The organism is Vibrio kyushuensis (assembly GCF_050337325.1).
GTDB lineage: Bacteria > Pseudomonadota > Gammaproteobacteria > Enterobacterales > Vibrionaceae > Vibrio > Vibrio kyushuensis.
This window is the reverse complement of record NZ_JAKJSV010000006.1, coordinates 179,243-199,164: the sequence shown is the minus strand read 5'-3', so window position 1 is coordinate 199,164 and position 19,922 is coordinate 179,243. Positions and strand designations below refer to the sequence as shown.

The 19,922-nt window shown below is 41.9% G+C and carries 17 protein-coding genes; 7 read left to right on the top strand and 10 right to left on the bottom strand.

Annotated elements, in window-relative coordinates:
• Nucleotides 1-88: 88 nt before the first annotated feature.
• The gene (locus L4D20_RS14495) at nucleotides 89-877 is read right to left on the bottom strand and encodes an ABC transporter permease (RefSeq protein ID WP_428802318.1); all 789 of its coding nucleotides are present in this window, start codon (nucleotides 875-877) and stop codon (nucleotides 89-91) included.
• Nucleotides 878-1,279: 402 nt separating this feature from the next.
• Between L4D20_RS14495 and torE the strand changes: the two genes are divergently transcribed.
• The 4 genes from torE (at nucleotide 1,280) to L4D20_RS14475 (ending at nucleotide 7,077) form a co-directional block, all read left to right on the top strand.
• Nucleotides 1,280-1,456: a trimethylamine N-oxide reductase system protein TorE gene (torE, locus tag L4D20_RS14490; RefSeq protein WP_428802317.1), complete on the top strand. Its 177-nt coding sequence runs from the start codon at nucleotides 1,280-1,282 to the stop codon at nucleotides 1,454-1,456.
• A gap of 47 nt (nucleotides 1,457-1,503) precedes the next feature.
• Nucleotides 1,504-2,685, top strand: coding sequence for a pentaheme c-type cytochrome TorC (torC, locus tag L4D20_RS14485; protein ID WP_428802316.1), 1,182 nt, complete (start codon nucleotides 1,504-1,506; stop codon nucleotides 2,683-2,685).
• A gap of 23 nt (nucleotides 2,686-2,708) precedes the next feature.
• Nucleotides 2,709-5,171 carry a trimethylamine-N-oxide reductase TorA gene (gene torA, locus L4D20_RS14480; protein ID WP_428802315.1) on the top strand — a complete coding sequence of 821 codons (2,463 nt, stop codon included), beginning with the start codon at nucleotides 2,709-2,711 and terminating at the stop codon, nucleotides 5,169-5,171.
• A gap of 166 nt (nucleotides 5,172-5,337) precedes the next feature.
• Entirely contained in the window at nucleotides 5,338-7,077 is a 1,740-nt protein-coding gene (locus tag L4D20_RS14475) for a glycoside hydrolase family 36 protein (protein ID WP_428802314.1), read from the top strand.
• A gap of 23 nt (nucleotides 7,078-7,100) precedes the next feature.
• Here L4D20_RS14475 and L4D20_RS14470 read toward each other — a convergent pair whose 3' ends face one another.
• Complete coding sequence (locus L4D20_RS14470) at nucleotides 7,101-8,321, bottom strand: putative manganese transporter (RefSeq protein WP_428802313.1); 1,221 nt, start codon at nucleotides 8,319-8,321, stop codon at nucleotides 7,101-7,103.
• 109 nt (nucleotides 8,322-8,430) lie between these two features.
• Complete coding sequence (locus L4D20_RS14465) at nucleotides 8,431-9,162, bottom strand: transporter substrate-binding domain-containing protein (RefSeq protein WP_428802312.1); 732 nt, start codon at nucleotides 9,160-9,162, stop codon at nucleotides 8,431-8,433.
• A 210-nt stretch (nucleotides 9,163-9,372) separates the two neighbouring features.
• On the opposite strand from L4D20_RS14465, the gene L4D20_RS14460 reads away from it, so the two are divergent.
• Nucleotides 9,373-10,278 (top strand): manganese-dependent inorganic pyrophosphatase, encoded by a 906-nt coding sequence (locus L4D20_RS14460; RefSeq protein WP_428802311.1) that lies wholly within the window; start codon nucleotides 9,373-9,375, stop codon nucleotides 10,276-10,278.
• A gap of 107 nt (nucleotides 10,279-10,385) precedes the next feature.
• Entirely contained in the window at nucleotides 10,386-10,778 is a 393-nt protein-coding gene (locus tag L4D20_RS14455; protein WP_428802310.1) for a DUF2750 domain-containing protein, read from the top strand.
• 88 nt (nucleotides 10,779-10,866) lie between these two features.
• On the opposite strand, the gene L4D20_RS14450 is transcribed toward L4D20_RS14455, so the two are convergent.
• Entirely contained in the window at nucleotides 10,867-11,007 is a 141-nt protein-coding gene (locus tag L4D20_RS14450; RefSeq protein ID WP_428802309.1) for a hypothetical protein, read from the bottom strand.
• Between the two features lie 218 nt (nucleotides 11,008-11,225).
• On the opposite strand from L4D20_RS14450, the gene L4D20_RS14445 reads away from it, so the two are divergent.
• Nucleotides 11,226-12,641 carry a class I SAM-dependent methyltransferase gene (locus tag L4D20_RS14445; protein ID WP_428802308.1) on the top strand — a complete coding sequence of 472 codons (1,416 nt, stop codon included), beginning with the start codon at nucleotides 11,226-11,228 and terminating at the stop codon, nucleotides 12,639-12,641.
• On the opposite strand, the gene L4D20_RS14440 is transcribed toward L4D20_RS14445, so the two are convergent.
• The 6 genes from L4D20_RS14440 to L4D20_RS14415 all read right to left on the bottom strand — a co-directional run bounded on the left by L4D20_RS14440 (nucleotide 12,595) and on the right by L4D20_RS14415 (nucleotide 19,894).
• Nucleotides 12,595-14,076: a sulfatase-like hydrolase/transferase gene (locus L4D20_RS14440; RefSeq protein ID WP_428802307.1), complete on the bottom strand. Its 1,482-nt coding sequence runs from the start codon at nucleotides 14,074-14,076 to the stop codon at nucleotides 12,595-12,597. The two genes, L4D20_RS14445 and L4D20_RS14440, sit on opposite strands and share 47 nt — an antisense overlap.
• 585 nt (nucleotides 14,077-14,661) lie before the next feature.
• The gene (locus L4D20_RS14435; RefSeq protein ID WP_428802306.1) at nucleotides 14,662-15,447 is read right to left on the bottom strand and encodes a peptide ABC transporter ATP-binding protein; all 786 of its coding nucleotides are present in this window, start codon (nucleotides 15,445-15,447) and stop codon (nucleotides 14,662-14,664) included.
• Nucleotides 15,444-16,439 (bottom strand): peptide ABC transporter ATP-binding protein, encoded by a 996-nt coding sequence (locus tag L4D20_RS14430; RefSeq protein WP_428802305.1) that lies wholly within the window; start codon nucleotides 16,437-16,439, stop codon nucleotides 15,444-15,446. Before L4D20_RS14430 ends, L4D20_RS14435 begins: the two co-directional genes overlap by 4 nt.
• Nucleotides 16,439-17,326, bottom strand: a complete 888-nt coding sequence (gene sapC / locus L4D20_RS14425) for a putrescine export ABC transporter permease SapC (protein ID WP_428802304.1) — start codon at nucleotides 17,324-17,326, stop codon at nucleotides 16,439-16,441. The genes L4D20_RS14430 and sapC overlap by 1 nt, the downstream gene beginning before the upstream one ends.
• Nucleotides 17,313-18,275, bottom strand: coding sequence for an ABC transporter permease (locus L4D20_RS14420; RefSeq protein ID WP_428802303.1), 963 nt, complete (start codon nucleotides 18,273-18,275; stop codon nucleotides 17,313-17,315). Before L4D20_RS14420 ends, sapC begins: the two co-directional genes overlap by 14 nt.
• Nucleotides 18,275-19,894 (bottom strand): ABC transporter substrate-binding protein, encoded by a 1,620-nt coding sequence (locus tag L4D20_RS14415; RefSeq protein WP_428802302.1) that lies wholly within the window; start codon nucleotides 19,892-19,894, stop codon nucleotides 18,275-18,277. The genes L4D20_RS14420 and L4D20_RS14415 overlap by 1 nt, the downstream gene beginning before the upstream one ends.
• Nucleotides 19,895-19,922 lie beyond the last annotated feature (28 nt).

Genomic DNA, 19,922 nt, shown 5'->3' with positions numbered 1-19,922 from the left:
GCGTAGTTGGATGAATTGTAATCGTTTGTCTCTTTTCTAATTTAGGAAAGAGACTCATATTCATCTCAACTTTTGGGCGATGAGAAGGCTATTTCATTGTATTTACTAATATTCGCCCTTGTGGATTAATTACACTATTTAAGCTTAATCGGAGTGACAGTGTTACAGAAATACTCATCATGACGAATATCGCTATCATTATTAGAAGTTGATATTTAATAGCGGTCATCGGTGCAATACCACCTAGTATCTGCCCCGTCATCATCCCTGGGAGTGTGACAAGCCCTGTTGTTACCATTGAGGCTAAAATCGGCGCAAAAGACTTTTGAATGGCATTTCTTAAAAATGGCATGGAAGCGTAAACGGGAGAAGCACCTAATGAAATCGCTCCTTCATACTCTTCTTTTCTATCTTCGTAAGCAGAAAATAGATTCTGCAAAGCAACAATATTACCGCTCAAACTATTGCCAAGAAGCATGCCAGCCAAAGGGATTAAATATTGAGCGTTATATATGGGTGTTGGCTGAATGAAGACAATACAGATCAGAGCCAATAAAGGGGATAGACCGAAAAGTAAGCCTGTTGTAACAGGGAGAAATAAATAACGATAGGGCAGCTTTGCTTTGTTGATTATCGATAGGGAACCGATGAGAATCATCAAACCTATCCATACTAAATTTACCAGTAAGCTATTGATATTAAACAGATACTCGAGATAAGCACCGATCGCAATGAGTTGTAAAGTCATGCGCCCAACGCCGATAGCCATATCCCTTGCAAGCTCAAGTTGATAGTAATGATTGATGGCAAAAGGGATAACTAACGTTAAGCTAAACAACGAAAGTTGCCAAAGAGAAAGATCAACAATTGAGTCCATGTATGCTCCTAATAATCGACACGGTATTGTACCCTAAATAGGTAACTTCATATCTGTTCGACTTCTCTTTCAACCCCAACTTCATCTCACTACTTGTTTGTTCTCGAAGAAAAACCCCTCCCAGATAGTTTCTCACAATAGCGAATGTTATTCGTTGGTTGCAAATTAACTGCCTAGTAACATGTACAAACTGTCATATTTGTTCATAATTTTACACATGGAATGTTAATCAAACACATCTCTGGATGACCTCAAAAAAGTATTGATTAATAAGCTTTAGAAGCGAGTTCTCGTTGAATGTCGTGTTCGGAGTGGACTAAAATTTGTCCTAACAAAAGCTAAAAATAAGCAGCTCAATAAATTGAGCCTTTAGAGATAACCAAATTAAACGCAGGTAAATGTATGAGTGATGTTAATAATACAGGTGGCGTAGAAAAGCGCACGTTGGAATGGAAATCATTCCTTTTTATTACTGTAATCCTCTTCCCAATCTTAAGTGTCGCCTTTGTTGGCGGGTATGGATTTATCGTCTGGATGCTTCAAGTTTTCTTCCTCGGTCCTCCTGGTATGCACGGTTAATTTCGTCACAACCAACTTTTTGATTAGAATTTTTAAGAGAGCGAAACATGAAATCAACGATTGTAAGACTGTGGCGTACCATGACACGTCCAGCAGTACATATCAGCTTAGGCGTCCTAACTATGGGTGGCTTTATCGCTGGTGTTATTTTCTGGGGTGGTTTTAACACCGCATTAGAAGCAACTAATACCGAAGAGTTTTGTATTGGTTGTCATACCATGAGTGAAAATGTGTATGTTGAATTGCAAGAAACAGCACACTGGAAAAATAGCTCAGGCGTTAGAGCGACTTGTCCAGATTGTCACGTACCACATGAATGGACGGCTAAAATTGCCCGTAAGATGCAGGCTTCTAAAGAAGTATTTGCACAAATCTTTGGCGATTTAGGCACACCAGAAAAATTCGAAGCTCGTCGTTTAGAGCTTGCCCGTCACGAATGGGATAGGTTCTCAGCAAATGGATCTTTGGAGTGTAAAAATTGTCACGCTTACGAGTCGATGGATTTCGAACAGATGTCTCCAACTGCACGTATCCAAATGAAGCAAGCAGCAGACCGCGATCAAAGTTGTGTAGATTGTCATAAAGGCATTGCTCACCATCTTCCGCAAGATATGGCGGCGGCGAGTGGCATTGTTGGTGATTTAGAACAAATTGCGAGCAGCACACGTTATTCGAATGGCAACGACGTTGTTTCAATTCGTCACTTACCGTTGTACACGGACCAAACAGCAGCCACTGAAGCCGGTTTGTTAAGTCCAGCAAGTGAAGTTTCAATTATCGGTGAACGTGGCGACATGATTGAAGTTCAAATCGACGGCTGGCGCAAAGCAAAAGGCTTTGGTCGTGTTATTCAAGAAGATTTTGGTATGAATATCTCTACTGCGATTCTTACACGTGAAGTTTCTCAAAGTGATGTCATTACAGTTGGTGAGAAAAAAGAAGATGAGTTAACTGGTCTGCCTTGGGAAGAAGTGAGCCTATCACTTTGGATGAAGAAAGAGTCAATGCTGTCAGATTACACACCTATCTGGAATGCTGCAGAAGCGGCTTACACAAGCAACTGTTCAACTTGTCACTCTCAACCCGAAGAAGCGCACTTTAGTGCTAACGGATGGGTAGGCATGCTTGATGGAATGATAGCGTTTGTAAACTTTGATACAGATACAGAAGCACTCGTGCTTAAGTACCTACAGAAGCATTCATCAGATTTCGCTGAAGGCGAGCATTAATCGACGTCAATTGGAGTAATAAAATGGCAATTTCAAGAAGAAGTTTTCTAAAAGGCGTCGCAACAACGAGTGCTGCATCAGTTATCGGTCCTAGTTTGTTGGCATCGACCTCTGCAATGGCCGCTGATACAGAAGGAACTTGGAGAGTATCTGGTTCTCACTGGGGCGCATTTAGAGCCCGTGTCTATGCAGGTAAAGTACAAGAGATAAAACCATTAGAGTTAGATAAGCACCCAACAGACATGCTTAACGGCATTAAGGGCATCATCTATAGCCCTTCACGTGTTCGTTACCCTATGGTTCGCCTTGATTGGCTTAAGAAGCATAAATACAGTGCCGATACCCGTGGTAATAACCGTTTCGTACGTGTTACGTGGGATGAAGCTTTAGATCTTGTTTATCGTGAACTTGAGCGAGTACAAAAGGATTACGGTCCTTGGGCACTTCACACCGGTCAAACGGGTTGGCGTCAAACGGGTCAGTTCCATAGCTGTACTAACCATATGATGCGAGCAATGGGTCTTCATGGTAACTCAGTGAAGAAAATTGGCGACTACTCAACGGGTGCTGGTCAAACAATTCTTCCTTACGTATTGGGTTCAACTGAAGTTTATGCTCAAGGCACGTCTTGGGAGCTGATTTTAGAGAACAGTGACAACATCATCATGTGGGGTAACGATCCCGTTAAAAACCTTCAGGTTGGCTGGAACTGTGAAACGCATGAGTCATTTGAATATCTAGAGCAGTTAAAAGAAAAAGTCGCGAAAAACGAGATTAACGTTATTTCTGTCGACCCTGTAACAAATAAAACAGGTCGCTTCCTTGAAAGCGATCAGATGTACATTAACCCACAAACAGACGTTCCTTTCATGCTGGGCGTTGCTCATGTCCTTTATAACGAAGGCTTACATGATCAAAAGTTCATTGATACGTACTGCTTAGGTTTTGACGACTTCATTCAGTATGTACAAGGCGAAACGAAAGACAAAGTTGAAAAAACACCGGAGTGGGCGGCGAAGATTTGTGGTGCTAGCCCTGAGAAAATCCGCGAATTCGCACACATGCTTGTTAATGGCCGCACTCAAATCATGGTTGGTTGGAGTATTCAGCGTCAAGAGCACGGTGAGCAGCCGTACTGGATGTGTGCAGTACTCGCGGCAATGGTAGGTCAGATTGGCTTACCGGGCGGTGGTATCTCTTATGGTCACCATTATTCTGGTATCGGTGTTTCTTCAACTGGCTTTGGTGCTCCGGGTTCATTCCCGCTGAACATCGACCAAGGTCAGGAGCCTAAGTATACTAACAATGACTTTAATGGTTATAGCCGAGTGATCCCTGTTGCTCGTTGGGTTGATAGTTTACTTGAACCGGGTAAAAAGATTAAAGCCAATGGCTCAACGGTTACGCTTCCTGATATCAAAATGATGGTATTTAGTGGTAACAACCCATGGCATCACCATCAAGATCGCAACAAGATGCGTCAAGCATTTAAGAGCTTACAAACTGTTGTAGCGGTTGACTTTGCTTGGACAGCAACGTGTCGTCATTCAGATATTGTTCTGCCTGCGTGTACGCAATGGGAGCGTAATGACATCGATGGTTATGGTTCATATTCAGGTCGTGGCTTAATCGCGATGCAGAAGTTGGTGGACCCACTGTTCCAGTCAAAATCTGACTTTGACATTATGAGAAACCTAACTCGCCGTTGGGGACGTCATGATGACTACACACGCGGTATGGATGAAATGCAATGGGTACGCTCTTTGTATAATGATTGCCGCAAAGCAAATGAAGGCGCGTTTGAAATGCCTGAGTTTGAAGAATTCTGGGAGAAAGGCTTCCTTGATTTCGGTAAAGGTAAACCATGGACACGTCATGCTGCATTCCGTGAGGATCCTGAAATCAATGCTCTGGGTACACCATCTGGGTTTATAGAGATCTCTAGCCGCACCATCGGCAATATGGGGTATGACAAGTGTCAGAATCACCCTATGTGGTTTGAAAAATCAGAACGTTCACACGGTGGTCCGGGTTCAGATAAACACCCATACTGGTTGCAATCATGCCACCCAGATAAGCGTTTGCACTCGCAGATGTGTGAATCGGAAGAGTTCCGTGCAACTTACGCCGTGAAAGGTCGTGAGCCAATCTATATCAACCCGACTGATGCGAAGAAAAAAGGCATTAAAGATGGCGATATAGTTAGAGTGTTCAATGACCGTGGCCAGCTGTTAGCGGGCGCTGTATTGATGGATAGCTACGCACCTGGTGTTGTTCGTATCGAAGAAGGCGCTTGGTATGGCCCGATTAATGAAAAAGTCGGTGCATTGGATACCTATGGCGATCCAAATACGCTAACTCAGGATATTCCAACATCAGAGCTTGCACAGGCAACGTCAGCGAACACTTGCCAAGTCGATTTTGAGAAGTTCACAGGGAAAGTACCGCCGGTAACATCGTTCGGTGGGCCGATAGAAGTAAGCTAATAACTTACTGCTTCCAGCAAAAAACTAATGCCAATCCGACAGGGTTGGCATTTTTGTATTAAAATCCAAATAGATAGTAAATTCGATAAGATATTTTGAACTGTGGTGAGAGTATTTATCACTAGAACTGAGAGCTACCACTGTCACTGAGAGGTTAAGTTACCGTATGGCGCAGATTATTACATTGGCTTGCCAACGAGAAGTCTCCGTTTTAAATAACGACTTATCGGTATCATTGGCTAATCAAGAGCTTACATTTCGTTTTATTGGTATTCATAATAACGAGATATCAAGTGAGTACCGTCTTTTTACTATGCCATTTGAATTTGAGTTATCAGCGACCTTATTGGGCGATGGTTTCCAAATGTTAGCCCAAACGTCAGGAACGAGTGAGAATCCAATAGACGTTGGACGATGTCCTGATAATAACTCAAGTTACCGAATCTATTCTAAAACTGACCCTAAACGTTATTACAACTACATGGTGATTGAAGAATCAACAGGCTATACCTTGCTTGGTTTTACGAGTTGCCACCGTTTCGCAGGTTTTTTCCAAATAGTAGAAAATGAAGATCAGCGTCTCATTGTGGCCAACATAGATGGAGAGCAAAGTTATCCGCTTGATTGGGATAGTCAGCGACTTGAATCTGTCGCTGTGTTGAGTGGCCCGTCGTTAGCATTGCTATTTGAGGAGTTTACCCAATTAATCAGCAATCACCATCCAGTAAAAAGCACGTTACTGCAAAAGTCTCCCATTGGATGGTGTTCTTGGTATGCCTACTATGCGGCAGTAACTGAAGATAATATCAAACGCAACTTGCTCTCAATGCAAGATGATTTGGAGTATCTCGAATGGGTACTACTTGATGATGGCTATCAGGCTTTTATGGGCGATTGGCTCACTCCGTCCAAAAAATTCTCAAACGGTATTAAGCCGTTGATCCAAGATATTATCAAGAAAGGTAAGAAGCCAGCTATCTGGTTAGCTCCTTTTATCGCTCAACCGGAATCCCAGATATTTAAGCAGCACCCTGATTGGTTTGTGCAGAATGAATCTGGTGAACACCTCAAAGCTGAAGATGTTACTTATGGCGGTTGGCGCTGTACACCGTGGTATATCCTGGATACGTCACATCCCGAAGTACAAGAACACTTAACCTATGTCGTTCGAACTATGCGTGAAGAATGGGGAGTTGAGCTGTTTAAGCTTGATGCGAACTACTGGGGTACATTAAAAGGTAAGCGCTATCAATCGGGTGTGACCGGTGTTCAAGCGTATCGAATGGGTATGGAAGCAATCGAAAAAGGGGCGGGCGAAGCCTGGTTATTAGGGTGTAATGCGCCAATGTGGCCATCACTTGGTTTGGTTGATGCGATGAGAGTGTCGGATGACGTTGAGCGTTCAGCGGATCGCTTTAATCAGATTGCAAAAGAAACCTTCTTCCGCAGTTGGCAGCATCGAAAATTGTGGCATATCGATCCAGACTGCGCGACATTTGTGTCGTTAGCTAATCAATCAACAGAGCGACAGAGTTATGAATTTCATCGTACAGCGTTACTTGCGAGTGGTGGTTTGTTACTTTCCGGTGACCCGCTTCCAGAGCTAACTCCTTTTGCTAAATCAAGCCTAACAAAGCTCGTACTCAGACAGAAACATAATCAAAATGCGGCAAAGTTTACTTCTTTGTCGTTAACCCATGCATTTTTACCTATCACAGAGAGAAATGATCTTCACTGCTTATTCAATTACCAGTCGGAGCAAAAAGAGATCACCTTGACCTCAAATCGACCTGTTTATTGGTATGACTACTGGAGTGGAAAGAAACTCACTTCTGAACCCTTGCAGATTCTTGAAGTCAATTTAGAAAAAGGGCTTAGTAGTCGTGCCATTATCACTGCGAGTTAATGAGCGTTTCTAAAAATTCCATTTTATTCAAATAGAAAGTAGTACCCATAGCCGACAAAGAAAGCAGGTATAACAGAATAGAGTGTTGCAACCAGTGCTGCTTTGGGTGCTAATGCTATTGCTGGAAATAACGCATCGCCATCGTTTGATATTGAATTTGCTAGCTGTGTTGATAAAGGTACGGCACCAGAGATATACAAGCTAGTGATGAGTATTTGAGGACCACACCCGGGGAGAATCCCAACGGCCAGTCCTACAAGTGGCATCCATACACCCCAACCCGATACCATTTGAGAAATATCGATTTGGGCGAAAAAGGTCGTCAGTTCGAATAGTAGAAATGCAACGATTACCCACGCGGTGACAAAGTTAGTATCTTGCGCCGCTTTTTGAATTGGATGAGACCCTGAAAACTTCTGATCCTCAGATACCGTCGACTGGTAGTCTTTTAATTCTTTGGTTAAAGACCATAAAAACATGCTGAGAATGACGAATCCGGTTCCTAACCACTCGATTGTGGCTTCGGGTAGTGTAAATAGTTGGTTTATATCGACTTGAAATGAGCCAAGCGCTGCGATAATCGTTGCCGGAACCAGTAAGACTTTCCAAAAGATGCCTTGTAGATTGATCGCTTTCTTTTCAAATGAATTGTCTGTTGAGGCTTCTTGAGTCGCTTTACGAGCGCACTCACTGTCGATTTTTTTAGGAGAGGTCTTAGGTCTTAAGAAGTCATCGGCATGGAATTGATTAACGACCCAACCTGAAATGCAGCCTACAGCAATGCCAAGAACGACAACGCTTAATCCAACGTCTGGTTTGCTTGCTAGCAAAAGAAACGCAGCGTCGCCCATTGTTGATGTTAAAACGGCGACAATGGCACCAAACCCAACTCGTCCACTAATGAACTGCGTTGTGACTACGATTGCTCCGCCGCAACCCGGTAATGCGCCTAGAAGTGATGCAAAGAAAACTTGATGTGTTCTAGAGCGCGTGTAGAGTTTTACGAGCGCACTGTTTTTACCCATGTAACTTGATAAGTAATGATAAATTGCGAGAGTAAATGCAACGTAACAGGACACTGCCCAGAAAGCATCGGATAGTGTTGAAACGGTAATTTCACGTGTTGTTTCTGATGCTAATAGAGCAAGTAACGCAATGGGCAGAATTAAGCGTTTATATGTAAGACGAAACTGGGTAAAAGAGAGCCAGGACGGAAAGTTGCTCGTAAGATTGAATGTATTCATGACTAAGATCCGCAATTGATAATGATTCTTATTATATGCAAATGAGAATCATTATCAATAGTGGTGCATCTGTTTTTTAGTTCGTTACCAGAAAAGTGCTTGGTTAATGCTAACGATACTTTTCTAATAAGCGGTCATACATGCCATTTTCTTTAATAGTGTGTAACCCAATCATAAACTGAACCAACAATTTGTCTTTATTCGGGTGGTTTTCACTGATCGCTAAGTGAATAGGTTTGATCATCAAGCTACGATGTACGAAATGAAAGTCGTTGTTTTTTAAACCTAGCTTTCGAATTGTATAATTAAATGCTCTTTCATCAGCCAAAATAGCGTCGATACGTTTTGCTTTAAGTTTACGAATGTTGGTTTCTAAATCAGGCTCGACGAGCCTATCAAAATAGGTGGATTGATTGAATTTACTACCATAACCATGGTCTTCAATAACGCCTATTTTCATACCAGTGAGTGAAGAAAAGTCGCTGTAATTAAAAGCATTTTCTTTAAGAACAATAAACTTTAAGTGAACCATGAGGTAAGGGACGCTATATGCAAGTAACCCTGTGCGAGAGTCTGACCACCAGAGGGCAATTAGCACATCTTTTTGCTTCTTATTCACCTCTTTTAGCGCTCGAAGCCAAGGCTTCACTTCCAATTCAACATGGTAATTTTGTGCTGAGTACGCAGCTTGGACGATATCTACTGCCAATCCTGAATTACGATTATCAAATACATAAGGTGGCCAAGTGGCTTGGGTCGCATGAATGACTCGAACGGTAGCTAAGGCGGGCGGTGATAGGGATAAGATGAAGAATGTAAAAGATAACAGACAATTGCGCATGAAATTCCCTCTATTCTTTGTCAAAGTTTAGACGAAAAATCTCGTGATGGGGATGAAATGTACAGAAAAGTAGATCGAGTTACAAAGATAGAATCGCTCGGGGAATGAAGCGTTAAGGAATGACAAATTTTTTAAATCAGGTAAAGTAACGCCTTTGTGAGCAATCTCGCCCCATTGAAGGGTGAATAAACTAAATGTACAGGAAGAAAGATGATTCTAGTTGTCGGTCATAAGAACCCAGATAGTGATAGTATTTGTAGTGCACTAGTAGCAACAGAGCTACTAAAGTCTCGTGGTCTTGAAGCTATGCCAATTCGCCAAGGCGAAATCAACCGCGAAACTCAGCACATTCTAAATGTTGCTGATGCAGTATCTCCGGAACTACGTACTTCTGTAGCGGGCGAAAAAATCTGGCTAGTAGACTACTCTGATCTTGCACAGGCACCTGACGATGTTGCAGACGCTGAGATTTTAGGTATTGTCGATCACCACCGTCTAGGTGACGTGATGACCGTTAACCCAATGGAAGCTTGGATCTGGCCTGTAGGTTGTACAAACACAGTTCTATTCAACATGTTTAAGATTGAAGGCCATTCAATCTCTCAACAGATTGCTAAATTAATGATGTCGGCAATTCTTTCTGACACTGTTGGTTTTGCTTCTCCAACATGCACTCAAAAAGATAGAGATGCAGTTGCCGAGCTTGCTGAAATTGCAGACGTACAAGATGTTGATTCATTCATCAAAGACCTTCTAATCGCAAAAACAAACATCGAAGGTTTGTCTGCTGCTGAACTAGTAGAAAAAGACCTGAAAGGCTACCCATTTAACGGTCGTGACGTTGTTGTTGGTCAAGTTGAACTAGCAACTCTAGATCAAGTTGATGGCATGATTGAAGCGCTAGAAGCCGATCTTGAAGCGCGTTGTCAGAACGATGGGCTAGCATTTGCTGCGGTAATGCTGACTGACATCACAACGGCTCAAACTCGTCTTCTTTACAAAGGTGAGTGGGCTGAAAAATTAGTGAAGCATGAGAAAGAAGGCTTACTAATGATGGAAAATACTCTTAGCCGTAAGAAACAAGGCTGGCCTTGGCTACAAGCTGAATTAGTATAATTCAAAACGAATTTTTCAAGCGCCCGCAGACATTGTCTGTGGGCGTTTTTATTACTTCGGTGTAAAAACCTAGAACAAATAGCGTAGAAAAAGCTGAGGAATAAAATATGACAACAACAGCTCTAAGTGCAGATCAAATCTCGACGATCAACAGCTATAACGATGAGAAACGTTTTAACTATTGCATCAAAGAGATCGTCTCTAATCGACAAGTATGGATCCTAACTGACGAACATGGCTGTGTGATGCTTAACACGGAAGAAGACGACTGCGTACCAGTTTGGCCGAATGAAGAGTTCGCTACAGCTTGGGCTACAGACGATTGGAAAGAGTGTAAAGCGGAAGCTATTTCAATTAATAAATGGCATAGCCGTTGGACCCAAGGACTGGAAGATGATGAGCTTTCGATCGTTGTTTTCCCAAATGAAAAAGAAGAGGGCGTAATCGTCTTCCCTGATGAATTTGATTTTGAGCTAAAGAAACAAGCAGCGAAGCGATAGTTATTAAAAGCTCGTCGAGTCCAAGTGAATAATATTGCCACTCTTCGGGCTGTTAGTATTAAGTGGTAGGGAATCACTCCTACCGCTTTTAGTCCTTATCTCCGTCCTTTTTTACCTTCTGCTCATCATCTGTTTTTCTTACATTAATTAAATTTAGAAATTTTCCCCACCAGTAGCGTCCCGTAGCTAAACCGGCAACGACTGTCGCAATAATTATTTGCAGGATCATACTTCCGGTCCCAGGGTCGATGTACGCGTGCGATGGCACTGCCACACTAAAAATAAAAGTGGCCAGAATTGTAGCGCGATAGACGTGCGAGGCTGATAAGGACATATTGGCTGCCAAACAGTTAATGTTAATTTAACTGTAGTTCCACTTTAATCATTCATCAATTTTATTATCAACTATAGTGAAGTAACAGTTAGGGATATAACTAATGGAATTATATGGATATTATCGAAGCGCATGAGGCCTCATTTCGTGATAAGAGTGGTTTTATATTCCGCTATGACAGTGACATTTATAGGCAAGTCAGTGAAGAATTTCGACGGGAATTTGATGATTATATCGCAAGTGGTTTACATCAAAAGTTAGTCGATAAAGGCTATATTGTTGATCATCAAGATCTAATGCTTGAGGGTGAAGATCTATCCTTCAAATTGCCCAAGGGAACCTATAAAGTATTAAAACCCGAGCAAATCCCATATATTAGTTATCCATATGAGTGGAGTTTTTCTCAATTGAAAGATGCTGCACTTTTAACACTCGAAATTCAAAAACTGGCGTTAGAATATGGTTTTACATTGAAAGATGCCACTGCCTTTAATGTTCAGTTTTATAAAGGTCGCCCTGTCTTTATCGATACCCTATCTTTTAAAAAATATAACAATGGCCCCTGGGGGGCTTATCTGCAATTTTGTAAGCATTTTCTTGCCCCGTTGACTTTAAAGTGTTGGAGTGACCATCGACTAGGGAGGCTTAGTGAACTCTTTATTGACGGTATCTCACTAGACTTAGCAAGTCAGCTATTACCAAAAAGGACGTGGTTCAATTTTAATATACTGTCACACATACATTTACATGCGAGGTTTCAAGGACATTATGCGCTAAAGCCTCGTTCTAAAGTCGCTTCAAATGCAAAAAGTAATAGCAAAATAACCAAGCGAAAGCTTAGCGCATTAATTGACAGTTTAATCAAATTTATTAATGACATTAAGTGTGTCAATACTCCTTCGGAGTGGAGTCACTATTACGACAATAACAACTATGAAAGACTTGCTATGGAGGCGAAAGAGAGCATGTTAGATACGGCCTTATCGTCGTTATCTATGCCTATTGGTTCGATTGCGGATGTTGGTGCAAACTCTGGAAATTTTAGTAAAATTGCAGCGAAGTACAGTAAGGTGGTGTTGGCATTTGATATGGATGAAAACGCTGTGGAGCAACACTATGCTTGCTTGAAGAAGGAAAGCTCAGTTGGTATTTATCCGTTAGTCTTAGACTTATTTAATCCTTCACCTGCTATTGGTTGGCATAATAAAGAGCGAGCTTCCTTTGTGCAGAGAGGTCAGTTTAATGTCGTTATAGCGCTTGCTTTGATCCACCATCTAGCCATAACTAATAATGTACCTTTAAATAGAATTATTGAGCTATTCCATAACTTGGCTCTTGATTATCTTATACTTGAATTTGTACCTAAAAATGACTCGCAAGTACAGCACCTACTCGCAACAAGAGAAGATATCTTTCCTAATTACAATGAGCCAGCTTTTGAAGAAGCGTTACTAGGTAAATTTGAAGTTGTGTCTAAGGGTGCTATTCCGCACTCAGAACGTGTGTTGTACTGTTTACGTCGATTATAAAGTCTGAATTTAAAGGTAATAGGGATGTGTCGTATCCCATGTTGTTAAGGTGATCCCGAAGTAAATTATAGGCTAACTCTTGGTTAATTCCCCCTGTAGGGCATGCATTAGTTTTAGCATGTATTGTTTGGTTCTTCATTGAAATGCTCTCGATGTTATTGACGTCTAGAGAATATAACTCTCCACAATAAGCGACTGAGATTGTACCCAAGGAGTAGAATGGAGGTTCAATGTTGGCAGCGACAACCCAATTACCCGAACTGAATTGTTGCTGCTCCAATGAACGAACGATGAATATCGGATAAGATTCGTTATCGCGACTTAATAAGCTACTACCATCCATCCAATCAGGGGAAGGTACGCCTAAGTAGGATAGCAAAGTTGGCGCAATATCAAGTCTTTGAGAGGGTTGGGAAACATAACCAGTATGCTTTTGGTTTGGAAATCGAATCACCAACGGTAAGGTTTTATTGATCGTACGGTCTAATCCATGATCACTATTGAAAACTAAAATAGTATTTTCAAGTTCACCACGTTTTTTAAGCAATAAATATACTTCTTTTACGTACTGATCCCATTGATAAATCGCATTATCATAATGGTCATTCATCCAAGGTTCTGGTTGATGCTTGGTTTTAGTAAAAATGGGTTTCTCATAATCAAAACGCTCTCCATGAGTTCCTAATAGATGAACATGGGCAAAAAATGGGCGCGGCGAGGAGTTAATTATTCCAACAAGCTGATTCATTCTTTCTCTATCTAAAGTGACGCTCTGGCCCTCTACCTTCTGAGTCACTAAACGATGAGGGTTCGTGAAGTTATTTAGACCTGTAAGATGAAATACACGTTGGTAAAAACGTTGCGATGTTTCTTCAATAAATAGATACGTATTGGGCCAATATTCCAATAATAAAATATTGAACCAGTGAGGGGAGCTATCGATTTTACGACTGTTCGCGTAATCAAATCCATTTCTGAGCTTTAGGTCTTGTGGGTCAACATAGTGCCTAAGGCTAATATCACTATTATAATAACCCATAGACTTTAAAATCGCGGGGAAATGTTGAAACATATGTTGACCTGAGAACGTGTCTGGCCGGAATAACACACGTGTGCGTGTTGGGTGTTTCCCACTGAGTAAGGCCCCAACAGAACCAGTTGTTTTGGATGAATTGGTTAGGTGGTTTAAATAGATAGTTGTTTCACTTGCGATACTTGCCATGAAAGGCGTTGTATCCCGTTCACTCCCATATATTGTCATATGTTCTGAATTTACACCGTCGGAGCTGAAGATGAGTATATTAGGGCGGTTTTTTTGACTACTAATTGTATTTGTCTTGTCAGATTTGATATCAACAGAAATAGGCGTGTTTTTTTCGAAAATGATTGCAGTAACTGTAATGGCTAACAGTAGTGCAGAGAGTTGCGATAGCATCTTTCGATGTCGCCGAATAGGTCCATTTCGTGAGGATAACCCTTGCGTGAGCCGCCAAATAAAATAGCAGAACATCAAGAAATAAACAGATAGATAAAGCATCTTAGACAGCAATGTATCAAAAGTTGATAAGGAAAAATGTAGTACGTTATATGTGAAATTCTCTATTAGTAATAAACACATGCTTGTAAGAATAAGTGCTGGAGCTGTGTTTAATAGAGCTGTTATGAAATTGGTACGTCGATATAAAGCAGTTCGGCTGATCGCGAGGATACCTAACGTTAGGAGTGCATAGTAAGGCAGCAGCAACAATAGCAATAGTATAGGCGAGCAAAACAAAACGATAACCGAGTCAATAGTTGGCAAATAGTTGAACATCGATGGTCGTGAAACGAAAAACAGCCACTCAGAAAAATAATAAAGATAGCTACATAGAAAGGCGACTATAAATGATGAATAGATAGTTCTATTCATCATGTAGGTTAAATGCATAGTTTTGAATTACCTCAATCAGTCTATGATTAATATTTAGACGTAATTAAGGTATATGTAAATATGGGGTGTTGGTAATTTGTCGGCGTTGGCTTATTTAAAACACGGCGCCTTATTAAAGTGACTCTCGATCATGCGCTGAGTAATCTGGTGTTGTGGATTACAAAGTACTTTCTGTGTGTCTCCTGATTCAACCACATTTCCCTCATGCATCACCATCACTTTATCGGTAATGTGTTTCACAATGCCAATATGCTGCGATACATAAACAAACGATACGCCCATCTCCTCTTGCAGCTCCAAGAACAGATTAATTATCTGCGATCTCATTGCCATATCTAGGCCGTTAAGGGCTTCGTCAGCAACGATTATTGATGGTTGAAGGATTAGGGCCCTTGCCAAGCACACACGTTGTTTTTGGCCCGTAGCAAGCATTTGAGGGTAGAAATAGGCGTGCTCAGGAAGCAGTCCAACACGTCTTAATGTTTCTTTTACTCTTTTCATCCGCGCATCTGGCGGCATGCTCGTATTACGCTTTAATGGCCCTTCTAAGATATGGCCAATTTGAATTCTCGGATTTAGAGAGGTGTTCGGATCTTGGAAGATCATCCGTATAAGCTTACAGCGCGTCGAGTAATCTTTGTGTTCTAACAGTTCTCCATTGACCCGGATATCGCCCGAAGTAGGTTCGACCATACCCGAGAGCATGCGAGCGAGCGTAGACTTTCCGGAGCCATTTTGGCCAATAAATCCAATGGTTTGCCCTGCGTCTAACGAGAAGCTAACCGGTTTTACTGCTTGTTGAACCTTTCTTCTAAATAGACCTGAACGGGTGACAAAGTCCTTTTTTAGCCCGTTAACTTCTAATAAGGCACTCATGACTTTTTCTCCATGTTCAGAGGGAAGTGGCAAGCAAATTTGTGGTGCTTAATTCTACGTGTCTGCGGTATTTTTACACATTGCTTTTGCGCGTAAGGGCATCGTGGGCCAAGTCGACAACCAATTGGAAGGTGTTGTAATGGAGGAATAGATCCCGGTAATGATTGAAGCTTCTGCTTATGAGGGATCCAGTCACTAAAATCGGGGACCGCTTTAAGTAAAGCGGACGTATAAGGGTGTTTTGGCGCTGAGAGTATTTTCTTAGTATCGGCAGACTCTACAGATTGACCACAATACATAACAGTAATACGTGTTGCCCATTGAGTGATGGTCGTTAAGTCATGGCCTACAAGCATAATGGTCGTGTTATTGACCTGATTCATTCGACTAAGCAAACGTAATATTTGTGATTGAGTAATGGGGTCGAGATCATTTGTTGGTTCATCGGCGATCAAGATTTTGGGCTTAGTCGCTATCGCCATTGCGATCATCACTTTTTGACATTCACCATCGGTAAGCTCGTACGGGTAGCTGTCCATTAAGCTTTTATGATCTTTGATACCGACTTTATGTAGCAGGGCTGCCGCTTGTTTTTTACGCCACTTTAAGCGCTCCCACCACCGTCCTGAAAATGAATCGGATGGGATGGATTCAGTCAATTGGTTGCCCACTTTTTCAGAAGGGTCAAGACAGGTAGAGGGTTCTTGAAAAATCATCGCGATATCGCGAGCAATTACCTTTCGCCTTTCTTTTGGTGTTAATTGAAGAAGGTCAATATTACCAAAGCGCATTCGATCCGCTGTAACGTTCCAGTTATCCTTACACACGCCAACAATCGCTTTTGCTACAAGACTTTTCCCAGAACCTGATTCACCCACCAAGCCTCGTATTTCACCTTCGTTCAAGGTAAGGCTCATGCGATCAACGGCTTTAACTAAACCTTGTGGGGTATTAATCTCAATGGTTAGATGTCGAATATCTAATAATGGCATTATTCAGTCCCCGCATTGAGAGCTTGGCGGACGCCATCACCGACTAGGTTAACAATGATAACCGTCACCATGATTGCAAGGCCGGGTAGGGTAACAGTCCATGGTGCGAGATAAATGAGTTCTACTGAATCACCCAGTATTGCTCCCCACTCTGAACTAGGAGCTTGCGCGCCAAGGCCTAAGAAACCTAGGGCAGTAATATCGAGAATCGCTATTGATAATGCATAGGTCACTTCAGTGGCAATGATGACGAGAATGTTTGGCAATATTGAATTCCATAGTAGATAAAAGTCGTTAGCACCATCAAGACGAGCAGCCATGATGTAATCTTTTTCAATCTCATTGTGTACTGCGATGTAAACGGAACGAATAAACCGGGGAATTAGAGCAAGACAAATAGCCAGAAGAATATTAAATTCGCCGAAACCAAGAAACGCGACGAAGATGATAGCTAGCAGTAGCGAAGGAATGGACATGATCGTATCAAGCAAATGATTAAGAGTGCTTGATAGCAGCCCTCTCGTCATTCCGGCCAATATACCAATCACACAACCAATACTGGCGGCGATAGCGGTTATAATGATTGCAGCACCGAACGTCAGTTGTGAACCTTTAATCAGGCGTGAAAGAATATCTCGGCCTAGATCATCTGTCCCCAAAAAATACTCGACAGTGCCTGCTGGGTTCCATGATGGCGGAATCAGAAGGTGCCCGGATTGTGCTTGCGGATCATGTGGTGTGATCAGCGGAGCCAAGAGGGTAATCAAAATAATAAGAACCAAACACCATAGGCCAAACATCGCTAGGCTATTAGAGCGAAAGCTGTGCCAGAATCGCTCAAACTGTGTTGGGATATGCTCTTCTTGATAAATGTTATTTGTTAGCATACCAGTCCTTTCTCACTAATGGGTTAACCATAGCTCCAATCAAGTCGGATACAATATTTGCAGTTAAAACCAGTGTAGCTACGACAATCACCCCGGCTTGAATTGAGGCGTAATCTTGATTGGCCAATGCATCGAGCAGCCAACGGCCGATACCGGGCCAGTTAAAGATTGATTCAGTAATGATGGCTAAGGTAAGCATACTTGAAAGCTGAACTCCAATTTTAGGTACGATTGGAGGGATAGCATTTCTTAACACATGTTTAGTAATAATTTCCCAGTTCGCAAGCCCTCGTATTCGAGCTGCACGGATATAGTTTTCACCCATTACTTCTGCAACCGACGTCCTCATTAAGCTGACAACTTGTGTTGTCGGTGCAAGAGCTAACACTAAGCAGGGAAGGATCATGTGCTCTAATACACTTTGAACGGTGTGGGCGCGGTATTTCCCCTCAGTAAGAAACGCATCAATCAGTGCAAAGCCGGTGACATGGTTTACTTGATAAAGTAGATCGTAACGACCTGAGATTGGCAGAACTTGATAGTGCAGTGAGAAAACCATAATGAGCAATAAGGCGACCCAAAATAGTGGTGCTGAATAGCCTGTCATTGAAGTAAACGAGATGACGGTATCAACCCACTTACCTTGCCTCATTCCGGCAATAGTACCTAAAGGTATACCAATGAACATAGAGATGATAAAAGCAACAAAACACAGTTCTAATGTCGCAGGGAAGACGATAATGAGTTCGTCAATGATTGCGATACCATTTCGATTATGACCGAAGTTGAGTTGAATTAACTCACCAAGGTAACTCAACCAACCACTCCAAAAATCGAGATGTGCCCAAGGAGACATTGAATCTAGGCGTACTATGCTAAAACCGATGATGGTTAACAACATCAATGTAATGAAAAACAGATTAAGGCGTCGCAGTGTATATAAAAACATTAACGTAACCTCTCAACGTCATTGAAGGGAGGAACATTAAACGGGCTAAATTTTAAACCGGATAATGAATTATGGTGAACTTGGAATTGCATACCGTGAGCCAGAGGTATCACTGGGAACTCTTCATTCAAAATATTTTGTGCTTGTTTGTATAAATTAGTGCGATAACGCGGTTTATCAACCTCAAGTGCTAGGTCAAGCAGGAAGTCGAAATCGGCATTACACCACATAGAAATATTTAACCCTGCGCGCTCAGAGTCACATGAAAGCAGTGGTCTTAGGAAGTTATCTGGATCGCCAGTTACACCAAACCAGCCCGTGAGGAAAAGGTCAATGCTACTTCTTCCAGAGGCATCATTACGATTAAAACGGTCTTCAGTGACAAGGCGAAGGGTGATGCCAACATCAGCAAGGTTTGCTTGAATAAGCTCAGCCGTTTTTCTTGGGCTAGGGTTGTACGCCTTACTTTCAAGAGGCACTGACATAGTAAGCTCAAGACCCGATTCATAGCCTGCGTCACGCAACAGTGCAATGGCATAGTTACGGTCGTAACGCACTTGAATACTGTCTTTTTGGTAAGCCCACGATGTTGGTGGAAGTAGCGTGTAGGCCAGACTTCCTGTTCCATAATAAACAGAGTCCAGAATGTTTTTTCGGTTGATCGCAAAGTTGAGCGCTTTACGCACTCGGGTATCATTTAAAGCAGGGTGGAGAGTGTTTACTGCAATATAGGCGACGTTCATTGCTGGCTTTGCGGTTAAGACAAGCTCCTCTTGTTGCTCAATCACTGGGATTTGGCTTGAAAGCGGTGAGCTAAGTACATCACATTCATTACGAAGAAGCTTGGCAAACGTACCTGTACCCCTATGAGATATATCAAATACAACCTGTTCAAGCTTTGCGGGACCATTCCAATAATTATCGTGCCTACGTAGGCGCACTAGATCATTTACTTGGTATTCATCTAAGAAGAATGGACCAGAGCCAATAGGTAGACTATCAAGCTGCCGTTTATTATCGCTATGCTCGAGCTGTGTAGCGTACTCAAGCGAGTGAATCACAGCATGACTTGTTGCTATGTTAGATAGAAAAGTGTTGTCAGGTCGACTTAAAGTGAATTTTACTTTATGAGATGACAATGCTTGAACATCAATCAATAAATTTTGAAAATCGATACCAGTAAACCAAGGGTATTGGCCATTGCCAACATAGTGATACGGATGAGTCGAATCGATTATTCGTCGGAAACTGAATACGACATCGTGAGCATTTAAAGGACGCGTCGGAGTAAACCAACTTGTGCTCTGAAATTGCACGTTTGTTTGGAGATCAAACGTATACTCAGTTCGTGATTTATTGACTGACCATTTAGATGCGAGGCTTGAAATAGGCTGATGAGTATCAGGATCGAGAACGACGAGTGTATCGAATATCTGAGGGCTTAAAGCCTCTGATGTAATTCCACTATCAACTAATTGGGGGTTAAACGTTTGTAAGCTGCCTTGCCCACAAAAGATGAAACCACTTTGTCTGATTTTGTTGTGATCGAGCTCATCGCCACAGCCTATCAATAGGCTTAGGCTAAAGAATCCAAATGTAAGTCGTAAGAAAGCTTTCATAGAAAGAACTTTATTGAGGTAATAGGCA